This is a genomic window from Pedococcus ginsenosidimutans (assembly GCF_039544395.1).
In the GTDB taxonomy this organism is placed as follows: Bacteria; Actinomycetota; Actinomycetes; order Actinomycetales; family Dermatophilaceae; genus Pedococcus; species Pedococcus ginsenosidimutans.
The window spans coordinates 289,501-307,079 of the sequence record NZ_BAABLO010000013.1; the positions used below are offsets into that span (position 1 = coordinate 289,501).

The 17,579-nt window shown below is 72.8% G+C and carries 15 protein-coding genes and 1 tRNA gene; 7 read left to right on the forward strand and 9 right to left on the reverse strand.

Annotated features, from left to right (window positions below):
• Positions 1–13 precede the first annotated feature (13 nt).
• Positions 14–1,786 (forward strand): S8 family serine peptidase, encoded by a 1,773-nt coding sequence (locus ABEA42_RS18285; RefSeq protein ID WP_345505315.1) that lies wholly within the window; start codon positions 14–16, stop codon positions 1,784–1,786.
• A 71-nt stretch (positions 1,787–1,857) separates the two neighbouring features.
• Here the strand turns inward: ABEA42_RS18285 and ABEA42_RS18290 are convergent, their stop codons facing one another.
• Both ABEA42_RS18290 and pdxR read right to left on the reverse strand, forming a co-directional pair.
• Entirely contained in the window at positions 1,858–2,418 is a 561-nt protein-coding gene (locus tag ABEA42_RS18290; protein WP_345505316.1) for a type 1 glutamine amidotransferase domain-containing protein, read from the reverse strand.
• 52 nt (positions 2,419–2,470) lie between these two features.
• A complete protein-coding gene (gene pdxR / locus ABEA42_RS18295) occupies positions 2,471–3,979 on the reverse strand; it encodes a MocR-like pyridoxine biosynthesis transcription factor PdxR (protein ID WP_345505317.1) in 1,509 nt (502 codons plus the stop codon).
• 80 nt (positions 3,980–4,059) lie between these two features.
• Between pdxR and ABEA42_RS18300 the strand changes: the two genes are divergently transcribed.
• The 3 genes from ABEA42_RS18300 to ABEA42_RS18310 are packed head-to-tail and all read left to right on the forward strand — an operon-like array spanning position 4,060 to position 7,361.
• On the forward strand, positions 4,060–5,490 hold the full coding sequence (locus ABEA42_RS18300) for an APC family permease (RefSeq protein ID WP_345505318.1): 1,431 nt from the start codon (positions 4,060–4,062) through the stop codon (positions 5,488–5,490).
• The gene (locus ABEA42_RS18305) at positions 5,432–6,112 is read left to right on the forward strand and encodes a YdeI/OmpD-associated family protein (protein WP_345505319.1); all 681 of its coding nucleotides are present in this window, start codon (positions 5,432–5,434) and stop codon (positions 6,110–6,112) included. Before ABEA42_RS18300 ends, ABEA42_RS18305 begins: the two co-directional genes overlap by 59 nt.
• A gap of 10 nt (positions 6,113–6,122) precedes the next feature.
• Positions 6,123–7,361 (forward strand): deoxyguanosinetriphosphate triphosphohydrolase, encoded by a 1,239-nt coding sequence (locus tag ABEA42_RS18310; protein WP_345505320.1) that lies wholly within the window; start codon positions 6,123–6,125, stop codon positions 7,359–7,361.
• Positions 7,362–7,370: 9 nt separating this feature from the next.
• Here ABEA42_RS18310 and ABEA42_RS18315 read toward each other — a convergent pair whose 3' ends face one another.
• The 4 genes from ABEA42_RS18315 to ABEA42_RS18330 form a co-directional block, all read right to left on the reverse strand.
• Positions 7,371–8,408: an ABC transporter ATP-binding protein gene (locus tag ABEA42_RS18315; RefSeq protein WP_345505321.1), complete on the reverse strand. Its 1,038-nt coding sequence runs from the start codon at positions 8,406–8,408 to the stop codon at positions 7,371–7,373.
• Positions 8,405–9,940, reverse strand: coding sequence for an ABC transporter permease (locus ABEA42_RS18320; protein WP_345505322.1), 1,536 nt, complete (start codon positions 9,938–9,940; stop codon positions 8,405–8,407). The genes ABEA42_RS18315 and ABEA42_RS18320 overlap by 4 nt, the downstream gene beginning before the upstream one ends.
• Positions 9,941–10,969 carry an iron ABC transporter substrate-binding protein gene (locus ABEA42_RS18325; protein WP_345505323.1) on the reverse strand — a complete coding sequence of 343 codons (1,029 nt, stop codon included), beginning with the start codon at positions 10,967–10,969 and terminating at the stop codon, positions 9,941–9,943.
• 114 nt (positions 10,970–11,083) lie between these two features.
• The gene (locus ABEA42_RS18330) at positions 11,084–12,163 is read right to left on the reverse strand and encodes a lysylphosphatidylglycerol synthase domain-containing protein (protein ID WP_345505324.1); all 1,080 of its coding nucleotides are present in this window, start codon (positions 12,161–12,163) and stop codon (positions 11,084–11,086) included.
• A gap of 133 nt (positions 12,164–12,296) precedes the next feature.
• Between ABEA42_RS18330 and dnaG the strand changes: the two genes are divergently transcribed.
• From dnaG to ABEA42_RS18345, 3 genes are all read left to right on the forward strand, one after another.
• On the forward strand, positions 12,297–14,249 hold the full coding sequence (gene dnaG, locus ABEA42_RS18335; protein ID WP_345505325.1) for a DNA primase: 1,953 nt from the start codon (positions 12,297–12,299) through the stop codon (positions 14,247–14,249).
• Complete coding sequence (locus ABEA42_RS18340) at positions 14,249–14,782, forward strand: hypothetical protein (RefSeq protein ID WP_345505326.1); 534 nt, start codon at positions 14,249–14,251, stop codon at positions 14,780–14,782. The genes dnaG and ABEA42_RS18340 overlap by 1 nt, the downstream gene beginning before the upstream one ends.
• Positions 14,783–14,878: 96 nt before the next feature.
• Positions 14,879–14,951 (forward strand) — tRNA-Asn (locus ABEA42_RS18345).
• Positions 14,952–15,016: 65 nt separating this feature from the next.
• Here the strand turns inward: ABEA42_RS18345 and ABEA42_RS18350 are convergent.
• The 3 genes from ABEA42_RS18350 to ABEA42_RS18360 all read right to left on the reverse strand — a co-directional run bounded on the left by ABEA42_RS18350 (position 15,017) and on the right by ABEA42_RS18360 (position 17,543).
• The gene (locus tag ABEA42_RS18350) at positions 15,017–15,934 is read right to left on the reverse strand and encodes an amino acid ABC transporter permease (protein WP_345505327.1); all 918 of its coding nucleotides are present in this window, start codon (positions 15,932–15,934) and stop codon (positions 15,017–15,019) included.
• A complete protein-coding gene (locus ABEA42_RS18355) occupies positions 15,931–16,593 on the reverse strand; it encodes an amino acid ABC transporter permease (RefSeq protein ID WP_345505328.1) in 663 nt (220 codons plus the stop codon). The genes ABEA42_RS18350 and ABEA42_RS18355 overlap by 4 nt, the downstream gene beginning before the upstream one ends.
• 113 nt (positions 16,594–16,706) lie before the next feature.
• A complete protein-coding gene (locus ABEA42_RS18360; protein ID WP_345505329.1) occupies positions 16,707–17,543 on the reverse strand; it encodes a glutamate ABC transporter substrate-binding protein in 837 nt (278 codons plus the stop codon).
• Between the last annotated feature and the right edge of the window lie 36 nt (positions 17,544–17,579).

Genomic DNA, 17,579 nt, shown 5'->3' on the forward strand with positions numbered 1-17,579 from the left:
GAGGAGTGGACTGATGCGACGATCTCGCATGGTCGCCATCACCGGAGCAGTGGCTCTTGCCACCGGCGCTCTGGCGGGGACGACAGCAACAGCGGCAACACACACCACGTCGACGACCACGGCCAGCCCCGCTGCAGCCGCCCGCTACGTCGTCCTCGCCGACCGCGCAGCCGACGCGGACAGCCTGGCCGGGGCGCTGCGCAGCGCCGGGGGCCTGGTCACCTCGGTCAACCGGGCCATCGGGATGGTCACGGTGGAGTCGACCTCGGCCACCTTCCTGTCGCGCGCCCGCGCGCTGTCCGGCGTGAAGGTCGCCGGCCGCGACGGCGTCGTCGGCAGGTCCCCGGGCGCGGCACGGGTACAGGACTCGGTCCTGAGGGAGCGCCAGTCCGCGGGCGCCTCGGCCGGGGCGGGCACCGCAATGGCCCGGAGCACCTCGACCACGACGGCCACGGTCGCTGCGACGGCCACGAAGGGGCCGTCGGACCCACTGGACAGCCTGCTGTGGGGCATGGACATGATCAACGCCCCGGCCGCCCACCTCAAGCAGCTCGGCGACAAGCGGGTGAGGGTCGGCGTCATGGACACCGGCGTCGACGGGACGCACCCTGACCTCGCCGCCAACTTCGACCGCACGCTGTCGCGCAACTTCACGACGGACATCCCCGACATCGACGGCCCCTGCGAGGTCGCCAGCTGCGTCGACCCCGCGAACGTCGACGACGACGGCCACGGGACCCACGTCGCCGGCACGATCGCGGCGGCCATGAACGGCATGGGAGTGTCCGGTGTCGCGCCCAACGTGGACATCGTCAACGTCCGTGCCGGCCAGGACAGTGGCTTCTTCTTCCTCGGCCCGACGGCCAACGCGCTGACCTACTCGGGAGACGTCGGCATCGACGTCGTCAACATGTCCTTCTACGTCGACCCCTGGCTCTACAACTGCCGGGGAGGAGCCCCTGAGGACACCCCGGAGCAGGCCGCGCAGCAGGACCTCATCATCGAGACCCTGACCCGGGCGCTCGGCTACGCGCACGACAAGGGCGTGACCCTCGTCGCGGCCCTGGGCAACGAGCACGACAACATCTCACAGCCGCGCCCGGACATCTCGAGCCCGGACTACCCGATCGGGACCGAGCACCCACGGACCATCGACAACGCGAAGTGCCTCGACCTGCCCCTCGAGGACCCCAACGTCATCGGCGTCTCGGCCCTCGGGCCCTCGCAGCGCAAGTCGGACTTCTCCAACTACGCGAACGACCTCGGCTCGGGCGAGCTGGAGGTCTCTGCGCCCGGTGGCTGGTTCCGTGACGGCCTCGGCACGGACACCTACCGCACCGTCGGCAACGAGATCCTCTCGACGGCACCGCTCAACGTGATGGTGGCCGAGGGCCTGGTCGACGCCAACGGCGACATCACCGCGGCGGGCCAGGCCGCGGGCGTCATGAAGGCCTGCACCACCCACCCGGCCAAGGGCGCGACCCCCTGCGGCTACTACCAGTACCTGCAGGGCACCTCGATGGCGTCCCCGCACGCTGCCGGTGTCGCCGCGCTCGCGGTCTCGGCCCACGGCAAGGTGACGAAGCGCGGCTTCGGCATGGCCCCTGACCGGGTGCGGGCGATCCTGCTGCGCACGGCCACCGACCACGCGTGCCCGAACCCGCCCCTGCAGTCGTACGTCGACGTGGGACGTTCCGCCGAGTTCGACGCCCTCTGCGTAGGGGACGCCGCGGCGAACAGCTTCTACGGTGACGGCATCGTCAACGCCGCGAGGGTGGTGCGGTAGCACCGATCGCGGACACGACTGAGGCGGTGGGGTGCTCGCCGGTCAAACCGAGCGCCCCACCGCTTCGGACGTCAGGCGTCCTGCGCCGCCGAACCGTGGGCCAGCGACTCGAGGAGCTGGCTGTTGAAGGCCGGCAGGTCGTCGGGGTTGCGGCTCGTGATGAGGTTGCCGTCGACGACGACCTCCTTGTCCACCCACTCCGCGCCCGCGTTGCGCAGGTCGGTCTGCAGGCTGGGCCAGCTCGTGACGGTGCGTCCCTTGAGCACGTCCGCCTCGATGAGGGTCCAGGGCGCGTGGCAGATCGCAGCGACCGGCTTGCCGCTGGCGACGAAGTCACGAACGAACGAGACCGCGTCGTCGTAGGTGCGCAGCGCGTCGGGGTTGGCCACCCCGCCGGGCAGGACCAGCGCGTCGTAGTCGTCGACGGAGGCCGACGCGACCGTCTTGTCGACCGTGCGCGTCTCGGCCTTGTCGAGGTGGTCGAAGGTCTGCACCTCACCGGACTCGGGCGACAGGAGCACCGGCTGGGCCCCGGCGTCGGTGACCGCCTGCCAGGGGTCGGTCAGCTCGACGCGCTCGATGCCCTCGGAGGCGACGAGGAAGGCGATGGTCTTTCCACTCAGATGGCTCATGCCTCAACCCTGCGACGAGTGCAGGCGGCCCGCAAACGCAGGAGGGGCACGGTCACTGTGGCGAAACCCACCGTTTCGGCGCCGACGACCGGGGCACACCCGCCGTCCGGCCCGTCGTGAGGGCGTCCCCGAGCCGGGCCACGGCCGCACCCACCGACTCGACCGGAACCCGTCGGAACCCCAACGCGAGTCCCGGCCGGGCCGGGGTCCCGTGGTGGCGCACCGACACCGGCTCGACCGCGACGCCCCGGTCCGCGGCAGCCCGCACCACTGCGAGGTCGTCGGCCCCCCGGTCGCCGAGCCAGGCGCAGACGTGCAGCCCGGCGGCCGACGGCTGCACCTCGAGCAGCCCGTCCGGGAGGCCGCGCAGCGCGTCGAGCAGGGCCGTGCGCCGGGTCGTGTAGGTGCGCGTCACCCGCCGCAGGTGGGAGGCGAGCTGGCCCTCCTCCATGAACCTCGCGAGGGCGCCCTGGGTCACGGCATCGCCCTGCCAGTCGGTGAGGAGCTTCGCCTGCCGGAGGCTGGGCTGCAGGGACGGGGGAGCGACGAGGTAGCCGACCCGCAGGGACGGCATGAGGATCTTGGAGAAGGACCCGACGTAGACGACCCGCCCCTCGCGGTCCATGTTCTGCAGCGGCGCGAGCGGCCGGTTCTCGAACCTGAACTCGCTGTCGTAGTCGTCCTCCACGACGACGGCGTTGCGACGAGACGCCCACTCCAGCAACGCGATCCGCCGCCGCAGGGACATGACGGCGCCCGTGGGGAACTGGTGTGACGGCGTGACGTAGACGAGCTTGGCGGACGCCGGGAGGTCGTCGACGACCAGCCCCTCGCCGTCGACGGCGACGCCCACGACCCGGGCCCCGTGGGAGGCGAAGAGCCGCACGGCCGCCGTGTAGCCCGGGCTCTCGACGGCGACGACGTCGCCGGGGTCGAGGAGGGCGCGGGCCACGAGGTCGAGGCCCTGCTGGGCCCCGTTGGTGAGCAGCACGTCGGCGGGGCCGGCCACGACGGACCGCGACCGCGCGGCGTACCTCGCGATCTGGGCCTGAAGGTCCGGGTTGCCACCGCCGTCGTAGGCGGAGGCCGCCAGCAGCGAAGGCCTGAGGGTCGCCGACACGAGGCGACGCCACACGGCGAGCGGGAAGAGCGAGGTGTCGGGTCCGCCGACCGTGAAGTCGAACTCCATGGGCGGCGGGTCCTGCACCGGCGCGGGCAGCCGGGCCCACACCTCGCGCACCCGCTCCTCGGCACCTGGGACGCCTGGTGCACCTCGCGCACCCGGTGGACGGGCCGGACGCGGAGCGGTCGGCGCCCGGGTGACGAACGTGCCTGCGCCGACACGGGTCTCGAGGAACCCCTCGGCCACGAGGCGGTCGTACGCGGTGGTGACCGTGCCCCGTGAGACCCCGAGCTGCGCCGCGAGCTCCCTCGTCGGCGGCACCCGCTCTCCCGGGGCGAGGCGACCGTCGTGGACCGCCTCCAGGACGCGGTGGTAGATCCTCGCGGCCAGGTCGCCGGTGGCACGGTCCGGGGCGTCGAGGGAGAGGTGGAGGTCCACGTCGCCAGCCTAGATTGGACCAATCGGTTCGACCAGTAGTGGCTCTGTACGCAGGTCCAATCCGGACGGAGGATCGCACCATGTCCACCCCCGCGCCCGCCTCCGCCTCCGCCTCCATGCCGGCCCCCGCGCCCTCCGCAGCCCGTAACGGCCGCGACTCGGGGCTGTCGGTCCCCCAGGGCACGGCGTTGTCGGTCGGCGCGGTCCTGGGCACCGGCGTCATCACCCTCCCGGCGATCGCCGCGGGTGTCGCCGGGCCCGCGTCCCTCGTCGCGTGGCTGGCGCTGGTGCTGCTGAGCATCCCGCTGGCGTCGACGTTCGCGGCGATGGGGGCCCGCTTCCCGGACAGCGGTGGGGTCTCGACCTACGTGCGTCGGGCGTTCGGGTCGAAGGTGTCCGCCGCCGTCGGGTGGTGCTTCTACTTCGCCGTGCCGGTCGGTGCCCCACCGGCGTCGCTCATGGCGGGCGGCTACGTCGCCGACGCCACGGGGTCCGGTCGTGGGGTGGCGGTCGCCGTCGCGGCGGCGCTGATCGTCGGGGTCGGGCTGCTCAACGCCGCCGGGCTGCGCCTGTCGGGGCGGGTCCAGCTCGGCCTCACGGGGGTGCTTGCCGTGCTCATGGTCGTCACGGTCGTGGCGGCCCTGCCGCACGCCGACCTGCACCACCTGTCGCCGTTCGCGCCGCACGGCTGGTCCGCGGTGGTCCCGGCCGCGGCGGTCCTCGTCTGGGGGTTCGCCGGGTGGGAGGCCGTGGCCTCGCTCGCAGGGGACTACCGGCGGCCCCGGCGCGACGTCCCCCGGGCGACCGCCGTCGCCCTGGCCGTCGTCGGCACCCTCTACCTCGCCCTGGCCGCCACGACCCTGCTCGTGCTCGGCCCGGCGACCGGTGGAAGCGCGGCTCCGCTGTCGGACCTGCTCGCGGCGGGGGTGGGCGGCCAGGTCCGGGTCGTCACGGCCGTGACCGCGGTGCTGCTCACGATCGGTGCGATGAACGCCTACTACGCGGGGGGCTCGCGCCTGGGGGCGGCCCTGGCTCGGGACGGGGCGCTGCCCGCGTGGCTCGCCGCCGGGGCAGGCGCAGGCCAGGTGCCGCGGCGCAGCCTGGCCCTGGTCGCCGGCCAGTCCCTGCTCTGGCTCGCCGTGTCGGAGGTGCTGCACCTCGGGCTCACCCCGCTGATGCTGCTGGCCACCGGCTGCTTCACGGTCGTCTACGTCCTGGGCACCGCGGCCGCCGTCCGGCTGCTGCCGCGCTCGTCGCGGGCCTGGTGGGTGGCGGTGGTCGCCCACGCCAGCGTCCTGCTCCTGCTGGCCGCGAACGGCTGGCACGTCGTCTGGGCGCTCGGGGTCGTGGCCGCCGCCCTGGTCCACCAGGTGGTCGCGGACCGGCGCCGGGGTCGTGCCGTGCCCGTGCCGGACCTCCCGGGCCGTCACACCCCCGTGGCAGGCTTCCCCCATGATCGGGACACCGGGCGGGACCCCGGAGCGGCCGGCGACGTTCTTCTCCGGGCCTGAGGAGTTCGCGGCGTGGCTCGCCGCCCACCACGACTCCGCCACCGAGCTCTGGATGGGGCTGTACAAGAAGCACGTCCCCGACCGCGGCCTGACGTGGGAGGCAGCGGTCGTGGAGGCGCTGTGCTGGGGCTGGATCGACTCGGTCGCCCAGCGCGTCGACGACGACGCCGTCCGGCAGCGGTGGACCCCGCGCAAGCCGTCGAGCAACTGGAGCACGATCAACATCGCGACGGTCGAGCGGCTCATCACCGAGGGGCGCATGCAGCCTCCCGGTCTGGCCGCCTACGAGCGCCGCAGGCCCGAGCGGTCCGGCACCTACACCTACGAGACCGCGCCGCAGGACCTCCCGCCGGAGTACGCCGCGCAGCTCGCCGCCGACCCGGCCGCCGCGGCCTTCTGGGAGGTGGCGACGCCCTCCTACCGCAGGGTCGCCGTCAGCTGGGTGCTCACGGCGAAGCAGGAGGGCACCCGCGACCGGCGCATGGCCCAGCTCGTCGACGACAGCGCCCACGGCCGGCTGATCCCGCCCCAGCGCTACGGCGAGCAGCCCCGCTGGGTCGAACGAGGGGCCACGGCGGCCCGGGAGGCGCGCCGGGTCGGACCGGGCGGCGGCGACGCCTAGAGTTCCCTGCGTGGGATACACCGAGGCCGACCGTGAGCGCTGGGTCCGCGAGGACCCGGTGCTCAAGCGGGCCGACCGCGACGACTTCGCGCGCGACCGCGCCAGGCTGGTGCACTCTGCCTCGCTGCGTCGGCTGTCGGCGAAGACGCAGGTGGTGCAGCCCAGTGACGACGACTTCGTCCGCAACCGACTGACCCACTCGCTGGAGGTGGCGCAGATCGGACGGGAGTTCGGCGCGGCCCTGGGGTGCAGTGCCGACGTCGTCGACACCGCCTGCCTGGCGCACGACCTCGGCCACCCACCGTTCGGGCACAACGGCGAGCAGGCGCTCGACGCCGTCGCCGCCGACATCGGCGGTTTCGAGGGCAACGCGCAGACGCTGCGCCTGCTCACCCGCCTGGAGCCCAAGCGGACCCACCCCGACGGCCGCCCGGCCGGCCTCAACCTCACCCGGGCCAGCCTCGACGCGACGACGAAGTACCCGTGGACGCGGGGAGCGTCGCCGGTCGAGGTGGGCGGCACGGCGAAGTTCGGGGTCTACGCCGACGACCTGCCGGTCTTCGAGTGGTACCGCGCGGGCCGCGACCCGGCGAGCCGGTGCATCGAGGCCGACGTCATGGACTGGTCGGACGACGTGGCCTACTCGGTCCACGACGTGGAGGACGCCATCGCCTCCGGACGCCTCGACGTGCGGCGGCTGCGCGACGCCACCGACGTCGACAGCGTGGTCGCCGTGGCCACCGGCCTGTACGCCGCCGACCTCGGCTCGGACGCGCTCGGCGCCGCCCTCGAGCGGGTGCTCGCGAGCGGCGCCGTCCCCACGGCGTACGACGGGAGCCGCGGCGACCGCGCCGCGCTCAAGGACATGACCTCCCGGCTCATCGGCCGGTTCGTCCTCGCCGTCGAGGTGGCCACGCGCGAGCGCCACGGCCCGGGGTCCCTCACCCGCTACGAGGCGGACCTGGTCGTCCCGGACGACACCCGGGCGGAGTGCGCGGTGCTCAAGGCGGTCGCAGCGCACTTCGTCATGCACGCGCAGGAGCGCGTCACCGTGATGGCCGGCCAGCGGCAGGTGGTGCGCTCGCTCGTCGAGGCCTACCAGGCCGACCCACCGGGACGGCTCGACCCGGACCTGCTCGCGGACTGGAAGGCGGCGACGTCCGACGCCGAGGCGCTGCGCGTCGTCGTCGACCAGGTCGCCTCGCTCAGCGACGTGCGGGCCCTCGCGCTGCACGAGCGCTGGTGCTGAACCGAGCGGTCAGGCGGGGCTGAAGGCGCGCGCCTCGCCGACCACGCTGAGGCCGACGATCGACCCGGTGGAGGGGACGTCGGTGCCGTGGATGCGGGCCGTGACGACGGTGTGGTCGCCCTGCAGCCGCAGCGCGACCAGGGCGTCGTGGCCGAAGTAGGTCGTGGACAGCACCTCGGCGCAGGGGTGTCCGGGGGCGACGCTGCCGAGCTGGATCTGCTCGGGGCGCAGCAGGACGTCGACCGTCCCGGCCGGCGCGGGCTGGTGCACCTTGAGCAGTCCCAGCGCGGTGGCCACGGACGTGCCCTCGGCGCGGCCGCGGAGGAACACCGCGTCGCCGAGGAAGGCCGCGGCGTGCCGGTCGGCAGGCGTCGCGTAGACCTCGGTCGGGGCGCCCACCTGGGCGAACCGGCCCTCGTGCATGATCGCGACCTCGTCGGCGAACGAGAGGGCCTCGGACTGGTCGTGCGTGACGAGGACGACGGTGACCCCTTCGTGGGCCAGCGCGTCGGCGACCGCCTGCCGGGTCGAGGCGCGCAGCCCGGCGTCGAGGGAGGAGAACGGCTCGTCGAGCAGCACCACGCTGGGGCGACGGGCGAGCGCACGGGCCAGCGCGACGCGCTGCTGCTGGCCACCGCTCAGCTGGTCGGGGCGGCGCTTGGCGAGGTCGGGGGACAGGCCCACCAGCTCGAGCAGCTCGCCCACACGGGTGCCGGCCCGGCGCGCGGCGCGGGGCAGCCCGTAGGACACGTTGGCGCCCACGGACAGGTGGGGGAACAGGTTGCCCTCCTGCGGCACGTAGCCGATGCCGCGGCGCTCCGGGGGCACCCACGTGTCCGGGCCGACGACCGTGCGCTCGTCGAGCTGCACGGTGCCGGCGTCGGGGGTCTGGAAGCCGGCCACGACCCGCAGCAGCGTCGTCTTGCCACACCCCGACGGGCCGAGGATGGCAGTCGTCGTCCCGGAGGGCACCACGAGGTCGATGCCGTGCAGGACGGGGCGCGGTCCGTAGGACGCGTCGACCCCGGCGACACGCAGGGTGGTCACAGCGCAGGCTCCTCTTCGGGTCGTCGCAGCAGCAGGTAGGTGAGCGGGGCGGACACGAGGACCATCGCGGCGGCGTACGGTGCCGCGCCCGCGTAGTCGATGCTCTCACTCGCGCTCCAGAACGCCGTGGCCAGTGTCCTGGTGCCCGTCGGTGCGAGCAGCAGGGTGGCGGTCAGCTCGGTGGAGACGGCGATGAACACCATGGCGAAGCCGGCGAGCGTGCCCGGCAGCGTCAGCGGCAGCAGGACGCGGGTGAAGGCGCGCCAGGGGCTGTCGCCGAGGGCGCGGGCCGCGTCGGTGAGCTCCTCCGGCGCGTGGGCCATGGCGGCGCGGATGCTCACCATGGCGCGGGGGATGAACAGGATCGCGTACGCCGCGACGAGGACGACGCTCGTCTGGTAGACCGCGTTGGCGTACTTCACCGACAGGGTGACCAGGGCCAGGGCGATGACGACACCGGGTAGCGACGAGGCGACGTAGGTCGCGCGCTCGACGAGGACCGACAGCCAGCTGCGGCGGCGCGCGATGAGCCAGGCGATCGGGAAGGCCGCGACGACGGTGACGACACCGGCGCCCAGACCGAGGCCCAGGGTGCTGCCGAGGGTGGTGGCGACCTCGGCCGGGTCGACCTGCGCGGACCCGGCGAGCAGCCAGTAGACGAGGCTGCCCAGCGGCACCCCGAGCGACAGCGCGCTCAGCGCGACCAGGGCCAGCAGTGCCGGCACGGTCCACCGGCCCAGGCGGGCGGGCAGGGCGCGGCGGGAGGCGCCGCGGCCGAAGCGGGCGAGGCGCACCGTGCCGCGCAGCAGCGCCTCGACGGTGAGCAGCCCCAGACACAGGGCGATCAGCACGAGGGCCAGCACGCTGCCCGCGCTGTTGCTGAAGGCGACCTGGAACTGCTCGAGGATCGCGGTCGTGAAGGTGGGGAAGCGCAGCATCGCGAGGACGCCGAACTCCGAGAGCAGGTGCAACGACACGAGCAGCATGCCGCCGAGCATGGCCGGCCGGAGCTGGGGCAGGACGGCCCGGAAGAAGGTGCGCCACGGGCCCTGCCCGAGCGAGCGCGAGGAGTCCTCCATGGCCTGGTCGAGCCCGCGCAGCACGGCCGCCACCGGCAGGAAGACGAACGGGAAGTACGACAGCGTCGTGACCAGCACCGCTCCGCGCAGCCCCTCGAGGTCGGGGCGCACGGTGACCCACGCGTAGCTGTTGACGAACGCTGGGACGGCCAGCGGCGCGACCATGAGCACGCGCCAGTACTTCGCGCCGGGCAGCGAGGTGCGCTCGACGAGCCAGGCAGTCCCGATGCCCAGCACGGTCGTCAGGGCGACCGTGACGACCACGAGGGAGGCGGTGTTGCGCAGCAGCTCACCGACACGGGGGCGCCACAACAGCGACCACGCCTGGCCGAGGCCGGTGTCGAACGCGGTCGAGAAGACGACCAGCAGCGGCAGCACGCACAGCGCCGCCACGGCCAGGCTGGCCGTGACGACTGCCGGGGGCGCGGAGGGCCCGCGCCGGTGGCGTGCCACCTAGAGGATGCCCGCGGCGGTCATGAGCTCGATGACCTTGGGGCCGTTGAGGGTATAGGGGTCGACCTTCGGTGCCTGGAGCGAGTCCAGCGGCTCGAGGGCCTTGTCGGAGGCGACGCCGTTGCCGACGGCGTACTCCTTGGCGTCGCTGGTGGCCAGCATGGTCTGCCCCTCCTTGCCGGTGATGAAGGCGAGGAACTTCTGGGCGTTGGCCGCGTGCTTGCTCGACTTGAGCACCGCGCCGCCGGAGATGCTCACGAACGCGCCGGGGTCCTGGTTGCGGAAGTAGAGCAGCTTGGTGTTGGCGCTGCCGGCCTTGGTCAGCGCCTGGTCGCGGTACCAGTAGTAGTGGTACATGATCCCGACGGGGACCTGCCCGGCGTTGACGGCCTTCATCACGGCGATGTTGTTCTGGTAGACCTTCGCGCCGTCCTTGAGGCCCTTGAGCCACGCGGCCGTCTTCGCCTCGCCCTGGGTCGCGAGGATCGCGCTGACGATGGCCTGGAAGTCGGCGCCGCCGGCGGCCGCACCCCACTTGCCGGCCCACTTCGGGTCCTGCAGGTCCATGATCGACTTCGGCAGCTCGGCCTGGGAGATCTTGCTGGGGTTGTAGACGAGCACGGTCGAGCGGGCGGCGATGCCGACCCAGTCCTTCGACGAGGGTGCGTAGCCGGAGCCCACCTGGGCGATCGTCGAGGCGTCGACGGGGGCGAGGAGGCCGGCGCGCTGCACCGTGGTCATGGCGGGCGAGTTCTCGGTGAGGAACACGTCGGCGGGGGACTTGCTGCCCTCCTGCACGATCTGCGAGCCCATCGAGGAGTCGCTGCCGTAGCGGATCTGGACCTTGATGCCGCTCTCCTCCTGGAACTTCTTGGCCCAGGCCTCGGTGAGGTTCTCGTGCTGCGCGCTGTAGATCGTGAGCTTGTCCGGGTCGAGGTTCTTGCCGGCCTCGAGGGTCCCGCCGCCACAGCCGGCGAGGCCGAGGGCGGCGGTCGTCGCCAGGGCGATGAGGACGGTGCGTCGGGGCATCACGGGCGGGCACTCCTGGAGGTCGACAGGGGGTGGGCTTCGGGGGAGGGCGGGCGTCTGGCACCGTGGTCGGTGGTCGCTCGCGTCGCATCCTCGCCGTTGAGAAGGCAAGGCTTACCTTACTCTCGCGTCCGATCCTGTCGAAATCGGGGCACGGGCCGCCCGCCCGCCGGTCCCGCCCCGTACCCCGCGGAGCACCGTCTGGCGCATCGTCCAGGCGAGCAACAGCGCGCCACCGACCGGCACCTCCATGCCGATGACGAAGAACCGGTAGAGCAGTACGCCCGCCGCCGCGGTCGCCGGGTCGGCTCCCATGCGCACGAGGTAGGCGGTCATCCCGATCTCCACGAACCCGGTCGCTCCCGGCGTGATCACGGCGAGCGACAGGACCCGTTCGACCGCGAACGCCGCGAAGACCACCGACGCGGCCGGCGGGGTGCCGACTGCCGCGAGGCAGAGCCACAGCAGGCAGGCCTGGGCGGCGGCGTAGAGCAGCTTGCCCGCGGTGAGCCGGGGCCACGCGTGGCGGACGAGCTCGATGATGGCGCCCCGCATCTCCACGGCGCGGGCCTCCTGGCCTCCCGCCGTGCGGTGCAGCCGGACCTGGAGGCGGTCGGCGGCCGCGCCGAGCCGCCGCGCCCCCACGTCGGTGCGGAGCAGGAACGCGGTGAGCGCGGCTGCCGCGAGGAGTGCGGCCACCGACCCGAGGCCGGCGCTCAGGAGCAGGTCGCCCTCACCGCGCCCTTCGAGGCCGAACCACCCGAGGGCCACCGCAGGTACCACGAGGCGCCCGAGCACGTCCCAGATGTTCGTCACGAGGGCCCAGCGGACGAAGGCGGTCGTGGTGAACCCCCAGCGGCGGCAGGACCACCAGTTGACGACCGTGCCGAGCGCGCCGCCGAGGGGCACGACGTTCGACACGCTGCTGCCCGTGATGTTGAGGAAGAAGGCGCGCCGGTGGCTGAGGCCCGGGAGTGCGGCCACCAGCACGATGGTGTGCAGCCACAGGCCCGCCAGCCACACCGCCGCGAGCAGGACGAACCAGGGCACCGGGACCGAGCCGAGCACGGCGCCGATCTGGGTCCACGTCGCGTGGGCGATCCGGGGCAGGCCGAGGGCGAGCAGGCCGACGGCCGCCGTCACGGCCGCGACCGCCTCGACGGCCCGGGCGACACGACGGCCCTCACCGGTCATGACCGCAGTGTCCGGCCGGCCGGACACCACCGGTGGGGCACTTGGTCCCGGGAGCGGGCGCGACGGGATCTGTGGGGGAGCGCCGCGGGGCCCGTCGCCGACCACCTAGACTCGGCCGCGACAAGGAGGGCCAGTGGCGGGTCGGATCAAGGCCGAGGACGTCGCGCTCGTCAAGGAGCGGTCGTCGATCGAGGACGTCGTGCGCGAGCACGTGACGCTGCGACCCGCGGGCCCGGGTTCGATGAAGGGGCTGTGCCCCTTCCACGACGAGAAGACGCCCTCCTTCAACATCCGGCCCAACGTCGGGGCGTGGCACTGCTTCGGCTGCGGTGAGGGCGGCGACGTCATCTCGTTCGTGCAGAAGGTCGAGCACCTGACGTTCAGCGAGTCCGTCGAGCGGCTGGCCCAGAAGCTCGGGATGGAGCTGCACTACGAGGAGGGCGGACGGCCGCGCGACGGGGAGACCCTCGGCCGGCGCTCGCGGCTGCTCGAGGCCCACCGGGTGGCCCAGGAGTTCTACCACCACGCGCTGCTCAACTCCCCGGAGGCGCGTACCGGGCGTGACTTCCTGCGGGAGCGCGGGTTCGACAGCGACGCGGCCAGGCGCTTCGGGGTGGGGTTCGCCCCGCGCGGGGGCGAGGAGCTCTCCCGGCACCTGCGGTCCAAGGGCTTCACCGACGACGAGCTGACGATCGGTGGCCTGTCCGGTCGGGGGAGCCGGGGGCTCTACGACCGGTTCCGCGGACGGCTCGTCTGGCCGATCCACGACATCACCGGTGACACGGTCGGCTTCGGCGCACGGCGCCTGTTCGACGACGACCGGATCGCCGCCAAGTACCTCAACACCTCCGAGACACCCATCTACAAGAAGTCCACGGTCCTGTACGGCCTCGACGCCGCGAAGAAGTCGATCGCCACCGAGCGCAAGGCCGTCGTCGTGGAGGGCTACACGGACGTGATGGCCTGCCACCTCGCGGGCATCGAGGGCGCCGTGGCCACCTGTGGCACCGCCTTCGGCGTCGACCACATCAAGGTCCTGCGCCGCATCATGCGCGACGAGGCCGACCTCGCGCCCGCCCGGGTCGTCTTCACCTTCGACGGTGACGCTGCCGGGCAGAAGGCCGCGATGAGGGCCTTCGGGGAGGACCAGCGCTGGGCCTCCCAGTCGTTCGTGGCCGTGGCCGACGGCGGCATGGACCCCTGCGAGCTGCGGATCGCCAAGGGCGACGACGCGGTGCGCCACCTCGTCGACGACGCCGTGCCGATGTTCGAGTTCGCGGTGCGCACCACCATCGCCCGGTTCGACCTGTCCACGGCCGAGGGGCGGGTCCAGGGCATGCGGGCGGCCGCCCCCATCGTCAACAGCATCCGTGACAGCTCGATGCGCCCCGAGTACATCCGCACCGTGGCCGGGTGGATCGGGGTCGAGGTCGAGCAGGTCCAGGCAGAGGTGTCCCGGGCGCAGCGCCTGGCCGCCCGCGACGCCAAGGCCGAGGGCGAGGCCGGCCCGGGCAGCGGTCCGCGCCAGCGCGTGGACGCCGACATGGTGCCGGAGCCCTCGTTCGAGGAGGTCCGGGCCTCCCTGCCGCCGCCCGACCTGCGCGACCCCGTCGTGTTCGCCGAGCGCCAGCTGCTCCAGACGCTGCTGCAGTACCCCGACAGCTTCGAGCCCGCCGACATCGACAGCCTCGACGCGGAGGCGTTCACCGCCCCGGCCCACCGGGCGGTCTTCGACGGCATCCGTGCCGCGGGAGGCCCCCGTCGCGGGCTGTCCACACAGGCTTGGGCCGACACGGTCGCCGAGGCCGCGCCGCTCTCGGTGCGCGGGCTCGTCTCCGAGCTGGCGGTGGCGCCGCTGCCCACCCGTTTCGACAAGGCGACCGGGCTGCCCGAGCGCCGCTACGTCGACGCGCTCCTCGTGCGCGTCCAGGAGGTCTCGTTGACCCGCAAGATCGGTGACGCCATGTCCGCGATGCGGCGCATGGCCGCTGACCCCCATACCGACCCCGCACGAGCCCGCACCCTCAGCGGCGAGCTGCAGGACCTGCAGCGCGAGCTGGCCCGCCTGCGCGACCGGGCGAGCTGATGGCGCTCTCGCTGCGCCGACGCGGCGCCAGGCTGCCCGACGCGGTGAAGGGCGCGCTCGGGCTCGCCCCCCGCGAGCGGATCCTGACCTTCGCGACGGAGGAGGCCGGTGGCCAGCCCACCGGCACGACGGTGGTGGCCACCACGCACGGCTTGTATGCCGTCGACGCGGCAGGCACGCGCGTCGTGGCCCGACCGTGGCACGAGGTGGACGCCGGGTCGTGGTCCGCCGAGCTGCAGCAGCTCACCGTCACGTGGGTCGACGGGTCGCGGCCGGCGCAGTGGGCGCTCGGCGACACCTCCCTGCTGCCGGAGACCCTGCGCGAGCGCGTGCAGGCCAGCGTCGTGCTGGCGCAGCGGATCGAGCTGGGGCCACGCCGCTCCGCCCGCGCCGTCATCAGGCAGGACCTCGCGACCGGTGAGCTCGTCGAGCAGGTCGTCCTGGGGCGCGGCGTCCGGGCGGACGACCCGGACCTGGCGCTCGCCGCGCAGGAGGCGCTGGACTACCTGCGCGAGCAGGTCGGACTGGCCTGACGGCCCCCCTGCCGACCCGCGGGTCCCGTTTTCGGATCAGCCCGGATCGTTTGCTATGGTTGCGCAGCGCCAACGGCGGGTCACGCCGAGGCACATTCCCCTGTAGCTCAATTGGCAGAGCAGCCGACTGTTAATCGGCAGGTTGTTGGTTCGAGTCCAACCGGGGGAGCGCACCACGAAGGCCCGGGTCCTCGGACCCGGGCCTTCGTCGTGGTGAGGGGTGGAGGCGCCCCGTCAGGTGCCGGAGGCGTCCGTGGTGACGACGCCGTCGCCACCGAGGGTGGACTTCTCCGCCGCGGTGCCCGTGACCGGGCCACCGCCACCGACGACGGCGCGACCCCGCCTCGACAGCCGGCGCTGGACGCGGGAGGCGAGCACCGTCAGGGCGTAGTTGACGACGATGAAGAGCACTGCCGCCACGAGGTAGGCAGGCACGGTGTTGGCGAAGGCCGAGCCGAGCGTCTTGCTCCAGTTGAGGAGCTCGAGGTAGGTCACCTGGTATCCGAGCGCCGAGTCCTTGAGGACGACGACGAACTGGCCGATCAGGGCCGGCAGCATCGCGGTGAGCGCCTGGGGGAGCTGGATGGAGCGCATCACCTGCGACTCGGAGAGCCCCACCGACAGGCCCGCCTCGGACTGCCCCTTGGGCAGGGAGAAGACGCCGGAGCGCACGAGCTCGGCGATGACCGAGCCGTTGTAGAGCGTCAGGCCGGTCACGACCGCGGCCAGCGGTGCGGTCTCCGCGGAGAAGAACGTGCCGCGGGCGTAGAGCCCGAAGTAGGCGAAGATCATCATGAGCAGGACGGGTACGGCGCGGAAGAACTCCACGACGACCCCGCAGAACCAGCGCAGCGGCGTGATCGAGGACAGGCGTCCCACCCCGAACAGCACGCCGAAGACCCCGGCCAGCACGATCGAGATCGCCGCGGCCTTGAACGTCCCGAGCAGGCCCGGCAGCAGGTAGTCGCGCCACACCGCCCGGTCGGTGACGAAGGGCTTCCACAGGTCGGCCCCGAGCTGGTTGGCCTCCTTCATCTTCATCACGACGAGCACGAGGACGCCGACGGCGGCGACGACGCCGAGGGCGGCGAGGACGGCGTGCCGGCGGCGGGCCCGCGGGCCGGGGGCGTCGAAGAGGACGGAGGCGCTCATCGCTTCACCGCCAGGCGTCGCGACAGGCTGGTGAACAGCAGGCCGAGCGGCAGCGTGAGGATGACGAACCCGAGCGCGAACACGGCGAAGACCGAGAACGACCCCGTCTCGTTCTCGATGACCTCCTGCATGAGGCCGGCCGCGTCGGCGGTGCCGATGACCGCCGCCACGGTGGTGTTCTTGATGAGGGCGATGAGCACCGAGCCCAGCGGCGCGATGGAGCCGCGGAAGGCCTGCGGCAGGATCACGTTGACCATGCTCTGGCCGAACGTCAGACCCACGGCGCGAGCCGCCTCGGCCTGGCCGGCGGGGACGGTGTTGACGCCGGAGCGCAGGGCCTCGCAGACGAACGCCGCGTGGTAGACCGACAGCACCACGATCGCCCAGCGGATGGCGTTCTGCTCCACGTCCTGCGACAGCGGCAGGCCCATGATGTAGGTGACGCCGAGGACGCTGAGCACCATCATCAGGGTCAGCGGGACGTTGCGGAAGACGTTGACGTAGCTGGTGCCCAGCAAGCGCAGCACGGCCACGGGGGAGACGCGCATGACGGCGACCACGGTCCCGAGGACCAGGGCGCCGAGCGCCCCGAAGAAGGCCAGCCGGATCGTCAGCCAGAACGCGCCGAGCACGTCGTAGCTGCCCAGGATGTCGCCCATGGAGGAACCTTCCGTCGCAGGGTGGGGGCAGGAGGGGGTGGAGCGCCGGGTACGCCGCCGGCTCACCTCCCCGCGCGTGGGGGAGGCAGGCGGCGTACCCGGCCCTCAGGCCGTCAGGAGCAGGCGTCCTGCTTCGGCGGGTTGGTCGCGCTGTCGACCTTGAAGCCGGCAGGGCCGAGGTTCTTGTCGACGGCCTTCTGCCACTCGCCGGAGCTGATCATCTTGGCGATCGCCGTGTTGACCTTCTCGCAGGTGGCCTTGTCGCCCTTCTTGAGGCCGATGCCGTAGCGCTCCTCGGAGAACGTCTTGCCGACGACCTTGAGCTTGCCCTTGTACTGGTCCTGCGCGGCGTAGCCGGCGAGGATCGTGTTGTCGGTCGTGAGGGCGTCGACGCCCTTGGACACGAGCGCGGCGACGCACTCGGAGTAGGTGCCGAACTCCTGGAGCTGCACGCCCGGGTACTTGTCCTTGACCTTCTGGGCGGAGGTCGAGCCCTTGACCGAGCAGAGCCGCTTCCCGGTGAGGGTCTCGGGGCCGGTGATGGTGGTCTCGTCGTTGCGGACGAGCAGGTCCTGGCCGGCGATGAAGTAGGGGCCCGCGAAGGAGACCTTCTGCTTGCGCTCGTCGGTGATGGAGTAGGTGGCGACGACCATCTTCACCTGGCCGGTGGAGATCAGCGTCTCGCGCTGCGCCGAGGGGGCCTGGACCCACTGGATGTCCTTGGCGTCGTGGCCGAGCTCCTTGGCCACGTAGGTCGCGACGTCGACGTCGAGCCCGGTGTAGGACGAGCCCTCCTTGAGTCCGAGACCGGGCTGGTCGAACTTGATGCCGATCTTGAAGTCACCGCCCCCGCCGCCGCTGCCACCGTTGGACGCGCTGTCCCCGCACGCGGCCAGGCTGAGTGCGAGCGCCGATGCGGCGGCGATCGCACCATACTGACGAACCTTCATTGATTTCCTCCTGGGTGTGGTCGCGACGCTGGTGCG